Origin of the sequence: Arthrobacter bambusae (assembly GCF_022606295.1) — a bacterium.
GTDB classification, from domain to species: domain Bacteria; phylum Actinomycetota; class Actinomycetes; order Actinomycetales; family Micrococcaceae; genus Arthrobacter; species Arthrobacter bambusae_A.
Map to the genome: position 1 here is coordinate 1 of NZ_JAHHZS010000095.1, position 1,427 is coordinate 1,427.

1 protein-coding gene is annotated in these 1,427 nt (G+C 64.5%); it reads left to right on the forward strand.

Annotated features, from left to right (window positions below; genetic code table 11):
• Nucleotides 1-122: 122 nt before the first annotated feature.
• On the forward strand, nucleotides 123-1,370 hold the full coding sequence (locus KNN17_RS22240; RefSeq protein WP_241711089.1) for an IS256 family transposase: 1,248 nt from the start codon (nucleotides 123-125) through the stop codon (nucleotides 1,368-1,370).
• The last annotated feature ends 57 nt before the right edge of the window (nucleotides 1,371-1,427 follow it).

Sequence of the window (1,427 nt, forward strand, 5' to 3'; positions counted from 1 at the left end):
GGTTATGTCCCGCCGAGTGGTGTAGATCTCAGCGGTTGCGCGTTGCTCCGGCAACGTAGTGAGCCATCGTGCGATGGTCAGTGAGTACCGATCAAAGAACTCACAAAGGACACAAACACACGATGGCTCTAGACCAGTCTGCCCTGCTTGACCTCCTTGGCCAACTGAAACTCACCGATGTCTCCGATCGGATCCGTGCCGCGACCGAAACCCTGTACCAGCAGCTCATCGAGGCCGAGGCGACCGCGTTCATCGGCGCCGCCCCGTTCGAACGCTCCGAGGCACGGACCACACAGCGCAACGGGTCCCGGCCCAGGACCCTGACGACCACCGCCGGGGACCTGAACCTGAAGATCCCCAAGCTGCGGAACGGGTCGTTTTTCCCGGCTCTGCTGGAACGCCGCCGCCGCGTCGACCAGGCCCTCTACGCTGTCGTGATGGAGGCCTACCTGCACGGGGTCTCCACCCGGAAGGTCGATGACCTGGTCAAAGCGCTCGGGGCCGACACCGGGATCTCCAAGTCCGAAGTTTCCCGGATTTGCGAGGACCTGGACCACGAAGTCGGCGCGTTCCGGGACCGCGACCTCTCGGCCATGGACTACCCGTACGTGTTCCTCGACGCCACCTACTGCAAGGCCCGCGTCGGGCACCGCGTCGTGTCCCAGGCCGTCGTGGTCGCCTTCGGCGTGGCCGCGGACGGGCGCCGGGAAGTCCTGGGCTTCGACGTCGGCGACAGCGAGAACGAGGGATTCTGGACCGCGTTCCTGCGGTCCTTGAAGGCCCGCGGACTGGACGGAGTGAAACTGGTGATCTCCGACGCCCACACCGGCCTGAAGAAAGCCATCGGCACGGTGTTCCAGGGCGCGACGTGGCAGCGCTGCCGAGTGCATTTCATGCGCAATGTGCTCTCGACCGTGCCGAAGGGATCCCAAGACATGGTCGCCTCGATCATCCGCACCGCCTTCGCCCAGCCCGACGCCGGGCACGTGAACACCCAGTTCGACGAGGTCACCCGGATGCTTCTCAAATCCCACCCGAAGGTCGCCGCGATGCTCGGCGACGCACGGGACGACGTGCTCGCGTTCACTGGATTCCCGGCCAGGCACTGGCGCCAGATCTGGTCCACGAATCCCATGGAACGCGTCAACAAAGAGATCAAGAGACGCACCGACGTCGTCGGCGTCTTCCCCAACCCGGCTGCCCTTCTCCGGCTCGCCGGTGCGGTCCTCGTCGAGCAACACGACGAATGGGAAGCCGGCGACCGCCGCTACCTCTCCGAGGCCTCCATGACCGAACTCAAGGCCATGAACACGACCCCCGCCACGCCGATCGCGGAGGCGATTTTGCTTCCCGAACTCACGGCAGCATAATCAAATAACTGACCTGCACGGTGTCGAGAAAACTCCACCACTCAGCGGGACGTAACC

What these genes read in the sequence shown, in the direction of transcription:
- KNN17_RS22240 (WP_241711089.1), top strand. Translation starts at nt 123, where the DNA reads ATGGCTCTAGACCAGTCTGCCCTGCTTGACCTCCTTGGCCAACTGAAA.